Source organism: Pseudoroseomonas cervicalis ATCC 49957, assembly GCF_000164635.1.
Taxonomy (GTDB): Bacteria; Pseudomonadota; Alphaproteobacteria; order Acetobacterales; family Acetobacteraceae; genus Pseudoroseomonas; species Pseudoroseomonas cervicalis.
The window spans coordinates 553,029-557,970 of sequence record NZ_GG770778.1; the positions used below are offsets into that span (position 1 = coordinate 553,029).

A 4,942-nucleotide genomic window follows, 5' to 3' on the forward strand; every position below is an offset into this window, starting at 1 on the left:
CCGCCGCCGCGCCCGGCCAATGACCGTGGCCGGCCGCCGGCCTTCCGCCCGGTGCCGGGGGCACGCCGCGCCGCCCTGCTGTTCCTGCTGATCCTGGTGCTGCTGCTGGCGGCCGGGCTGCGGCTCTGACGCGGGGCGCTCCGCGCCTTCAGCCTTTCTTCACCTTGCTTTCCTAGCCTGGGACCGTCCCGGTCACGCCATCGTGAGTCGTGGGATTCGAGCGTTTTGCGTATCGAATCTAACCAAAAGGTTGATCCTCACGCGGTGACGAGAACGGGTGGCGCATGCAGCGCAGCAATTCCACGAGGCGTGGTGTCCTGGCCCTGGCGATGGGCGGGCTGCTCGGCGCCTGCGGCACGGCGCGGCAGGCGGCGGACCAGGCGCAGGGCACCCCGGCCGAGCGGATCGCCCGCTCCGGCTTCGCCGCCGTGCAGCTGCAGGGCGTGGCGCGCGGCTCCGCCATCGGCTTTGACGGCACCCATCTGCTGACCTGCGCGCATGTGCTGGGCGGCGCCGAGGGGCTCAGCCTGCGCCGCGCCGACGGGGCGGAGGTGTCGGCCACGCTGGTCGGCCGCAGCGCCCGCATGGATCTGGCGGTGCTGCGCGCGCCGGAGGGCTTCCTCGATCCGGCCCGCCCGGCCCTGGCGCGGCTGCCCCAGGCGGGGGAGGCGGTCTGGGCCGCCGGCGCCCCCGGCCTCGGCGCCGCCATCGCCAGCGGCCATGTCGAGGCCCCGGATGCCGAGATGCCCGGCTTCGGCCGCGGCTTCACCGCCCGCATGCCGGCGCTGATGGGCTATTCCGGCGGGCCGGTGGTGGATGGCCAGGGCAGCCTGCTCGGGCTGACCGCCGCGCTGCCGGCGCCGGGCGCGGCCGGTGCCCTGGCCTTCCTGGCCGGGGCCGATCTGGACGGGTTGCTGCGCCGCGACCGGCAGGTCTTCGTCCTCTCCTACCACCGCGCGGCGGCCGAGGCGGCGCGGCTGCTCGGCCGCACAGCCGCGTGAGAGCCCCCGCCCGGCGGCGATTCCCCTGGACAGGTTACAGCCCCGCCATGCAGGCTGGGCGCAATTCAACCGGGGCGGGAATGCCGTCCCCGCCGCACTCCTGCGGTGGCGGCGAGGCCGCCTGCACAGGAGGAAGGCCAGAATGACCATCGCGCGCATCCTGCAGGGCAAGGGCGGACAGGTCGTCTCCGTCGCGCCGCTGGACGACGCCGCCGCCATCGCCCGCACCCTGGCGCAGCACCGCATCGGTGCCGTGCTGGTGCGCGATGCCGGCGGCGCCGTGCTCGGCATCGTCTCGGAGCGCGACATCGCCCGCGCCCTCGCCGCGCATGAGGAGGCCACGGCCCGGCTGCGCGCCGAGCAGCTGATGACCCGCGTGCTGCACACAATCACCCCCGCCACCAGCATCGCCGACGCCCTGGCGCTGATGACCGACCGCCGCGTCCGCCACCTGCCGGTGCTGGCGCGCGATGGCAGCCTGGCCGGCATGGTCTCGATCGGCGACCTGGTGAAGCAGCGCATCGCCGAGGCCGAGCAGGAGGCGCAGCAACTGCGCGACTTCGTCACCTCCGCCGGCTGAACCGCCAGGCGGGGCCAGGGCCGGGGCAGGGGGGCGCGCCTGGAAGGGCCGCGCATCCCCCGCGCGCGCGCCCCGCGCGGTGCCTTTTGCCGCCCGCCTGCCTGTTTTGGCGGCATTCCCGCCACGCTGCCGCCGCTTCCCCGGCAGAACCCCCCTTGCGCCGCTTTCCCGCACGGTTCGATGATGCCGGGAGCGACAGGGCTGGCCGGACCGCAAGGTCGGCGGCCACAAGATCCGGGGGCTTCCGATGACCATTCTCTCGCGCCGCACCCTGCTGGCGGCCGGCGCCGCTGGCGCCCTGGCCGGCGGCCTTGCCGGCCGCGCCGCCCAGGCGCAGACCCGCTGGCAGTTCGCGACACCCTATCCCGACGGCAATTTCCACACCCGCAACCTGCGGCAATTCGTCGAGGAGGCGCAGCAGGCCTCGGCCGGCCGGCTGCAGGTGCAGATCCACAGCAACGCCGCCCTGCTGAAGATGCCGGAGATCCGCCGCGGCGTGCAGACCGGCCAGGTGCAGCTGGGCGAGATCCTGATCTCCGCCTATGGCAATGAGGATCCGTTCTTCGAGCTGGACGGCATCCCGCAGCTGGTCACCAGCTACGCCCAGGCGCGCAAGCTGGCCGACCTCTCCCGCCCCTATATCGAGGCGCGGCTGAAGCGCACCGGCATCACCCTGCTCTACATGGTGCCCTGGCCGCCCTCGGGCTTCTACACCAACTTCCCCGTGGACACGATCGAGGCGCTGCGCGGCAACAAGATGCGCACCTTCAGCGCCGCCACCAACCGCTTCGCCACGCTGGTCGGCGCCACGCCCACCCTGGTGCAGGCGGCCGAGGTGGCGCAGGCCTTCGCCACCGGCGTGGTCAATTCCATGGTGACCTCGGCCGCGACGGGCGTCGACGTGCAGGCCTGGGACTTCGCCAAGTTCTTCACCCCGATCGGCTTCACCTGGACCAAGAACGCGGTCTTCGTGCAGAGCCGCGCCTTCGAGGCGCTGCCGGCCGATCTGCGCGACGCCATCCTCGCCGCCGCCCGCACCGCCGAGACGCGCGGCTGGCAGATGTCGGAGGCCGAGCAGACGGCGCGCGAGAAGATCCTGGCCGATCGCGGCATGACCGTGAACCAGCCGACCGAGGCGCTGAAGGAAGGCATGGCCAAGGTCTCCGAGACCATGGTGCAGGAATGGCTCGCCAAGTCCGGCGAGGATGGCCGCAAGCTGATCGAGGCCTACCGCGCCGCCTGAGGCGCCGCGGGGCCGCCCTGGCGGCGGCCCCGCCTTCACCCCTTTCCCATCATCGCCGCGGGAGGTGTCGCGCATGCGCAAGCTGCGGGCTGCGCTCGATGTCCTGTATCTGCTGGGGGGCATCGGCGGCGCGCTGTCGCTCGCCCTGATCGCCCTGGTGATCGCCGCCCAGGTCGGCGGCCGCTTCCTCGGCCACGCCGTGGCGGGGGCGGATGACCTCACCGCCTTCGCCGTCGCCGCCTCCGCCCTGCTGCCGCTGGCCTACGCCTTCCGGCACGGCGCGCATATCCGGGTGGACCTTGTGCTTGGCCGCCTCTCCGGCGCGCCGCGCCGGGTGATGGAGGCGCTGGCGCTGCTGCTGGCGGCGCTGATCACCGCCGCCTTCGCCTGGTCGCTGCTCGACCTCGCCGCCGATTCCCTCGAATTCGACGATGTGGCGCAGGGCAGCGTGGCCTGGAAGCTGTGGCCGCCGCAGGCGCTGTGCGGCCTCGGCGCCGCGCTCTTCGCCCTGGCGCTGCTCGACGATCTGGTGGTGCATCTGGCGGGCGGCACCCCTTCCTATCGCCGGCACGAGGAGAAATCGGCCATGGACCGCGCGGCGGAGGAGCTGTGATGGATCTCTCGCAGATGGAGGCCGGCGCGCTGCTGCTGGCGCTGCTCTTCCTGTTCCTCGGCCTCGGCGTCTGGATCGGCCTGGCGCTGATGCTGGTGGGCTTCTGCGGCGTGGTGGTGCTGCCCTGGCTGATCCCGGCCATGCCCGCCATGCCGGTCGAGAAGGTGATGGGCACCGCCATCTGGCAGGCCATGGCCTCCTGGACGCTGGCCGCCCTGCCGCTGTTCATCTGGATGGGCGAGATCCTGTTCCGCACCAGGCTGTCCGAGGACATGTTCCGCGGCCTGGCGCCCTGGGTGCAGCGCCTGCCGGGGCGGCTGATGCATGTGAACGTCATCGGCTGCGCCATCTTCGCCGCCGTCTCCGGCTCCTCCGCCGCGACGGCGGCGACCATCGGCAAGATGTCGCTGCCGGCGCTGCTGCAGCGCGGCTACCACCGGCCGATGGCGATGGGCAGCCTGGCCGGCGCCGGCACGCTCGGCCTGCTGATCCCGCCCTCCATCGTGATGATCGTCTATGGCGTCGCCGCCGAGGTCTCGGTGGTGCGGCTGTTCATCGCCGGCGTGCTGCCGGGTGTGCTGCTGGTGACGCTGTTCAGCGGCTACATCGCGGTCTGGTCGCTGCTGAACCCGGGGCTGACGCCGCCGCGCGACCCCTCCCTGCCGCTGCGCGAGAAGCTGCGCGCCGGCGCCCGGCTGTTCCCGGTGCTGGCGCTGGTCGGCTTCGTCATGGCCAGCATCTATTTCGGCTGGGCGACCGCGACCGAGGCGGCGGTGTTCGGGGTGGCGGGGGCGCTGGCGCTCTCCGCCTGGGGCGGCACGCTGAGCCGCGCCTCGCTGCTCGACAGCCTGATGGGCGCCACGCGCCTGGCCTGCATGATCAACCTGATCCTGGCCGGCGCCGCCTTCCTGACCCAGGCCATGGCCTATTCCGGCATCCCGGCGGCGATGGCCGCCTGGGTCGGCCAGCAGGGCTTCAGCCCGGCCATGATCATCCTGGTGCTGACGCTGATCTACCTGGTGCTGGGCTGCTTCATCGACGGCATCAGCATGATCGTGCTGACCGCCTCGGTGGTGCTGCCGGTGATCGCCGCGGCCGGCTTCGACCTGGTGTGGTTCGGCATCTTCATCGTGCTGGTGGTGGAGATGGCGCAGATCACGCCGCCGGTCGGCTTCAACCTTTTCGTGATCCAGGGGCTGACGGGGGAGAACATCCTGGCGGTGGCGCGCGCCACGCTGCCCTTCTTCCTGCTGATGGCGCTGGCGGTGGTGCTGGTCACCGCCTTCCCGGCCATCGTCACCTGGCTGCCGGAAACCATGCTGGCGCGCTGAGCGCCAGCACAACCTTATGCCGCCTGCCGCGTTGCTTGTTGCACAGTCACAAGGAGCGAGCAGCATGAAACTGCACGTCATCGGCGCCGCCACCCTGGCCCTGGCCCTGGCGGCCTGCGGAACCAATGAGCGCGAGCGGGTGCAGGGCGGCGCAGCCGCCGGCGCCGCGACGGG

General features: G+C 72.5%; 5 protein-coding genes. All 5 read left to right on the forward strand.

The annotated features are described in order from the left end of the window. Positions 1-284: 284 nt before the first annotated feature. Positions 285-1,001: a S1 family peptidase gene (locus tag HMPREF0731_RS09665; protein WP_040612631.1), complete on the forward strand. Its 717-nt coding sequence runs from the start codon at positions 285-287 to the stop codon at positions 999-1,001. Positions 1,002-1,143: 142 nt separating this feature from the next. Then, positions 1,144-1,581, forward strand: a complete 438-nt coding sequence (locus HMPREF0731_RS09670; RefSeq protein WP_007003924.1) for a CBS domain-containing protein — start codon at positions 1,144-1,146, stop codon at positions 1,579-1,581. 247 nt (positions 1,582-1,828) lie between these two features. Further along, complete coding sequence (gene dctP, locus HMPREF0731_RS09675; protein ID WP_007003925.1) at positions 1,829-2,824, forward strand: TRAP transporter substrate-binding protein DctP; 996 nt, start codon at positions 1,829-1,831, stop codon at positions 2,822-2,824. 73 nt (positions 2,825-2,897) lie between these two features. Next, positions 2,898-3,437 carry a TRAP transporter small permease gene (locus HMPREF0731_RS09680; protein ID WP_007003926.1) on the forward strand — a complete coding sequence of 180 codons (540 nt, stop codon included), beginning with the start codon at positions 2,898-2,900 and terminating at the stop codon, positions 3,435-3,437. Then, positions 3,437-4,768, forward strand: a complete 1,332-nt coding sequence (locus tag HMPREF0731_RS09685) for a TRAP transporter large permease (RefSeq protein WP_007003927.1) — start codon at positions 3,437-3,439, stop codon at positions 4,766-4,768. Before HMPREF0731_RS09680 ends, HMPREF0731_RS09685 begins: the two co-directional genes overlap by 1 nt. The last annotated feature ends 174 nt before the right edge of the window (positions 4,769-4,942 follow it).

Bases quoted from the DNA above. Each gene is read 5' to 3' on its own strand.
- HMPREF0731_RS09665 (WP_040612631.1), top strand. From the start codon at position 285: ATGCAGCGCAGCAATTCCACGAGGCGTGGTGTCCTGGCCCTGGCGATG.
- HMPREF0731_RS09670 (WP_007003924.1), top strand. From the start codon at position 1,144: ATGACCATCGCGCGCATCCTGCAGGGCAAGGGCGGACAGGTCGTCTCC.
- dctP (WP_007003925.1), top strand. From the start codon at position 1,829: ATGACCATTCTCTCGCGCCGCACCCTGCTGGCGGCCGGCGCCGCTGGC.
- HMPREF0731_RS09680 (WP_007003926.1), top strand. From the start codon at position 2,898: ATGCGCAAGCTGCGGGCTGCGCTCGATGTCCTGTATCTGCTGGGGGGC.
- HMPREF0731_RS09685 (WP_007003927.1), top strand. From the start codon at position 3,437: ATGGATCTCTCGCAGATGGAGGCCGGCGCGCTGCTGCTGGCGCTGCTC.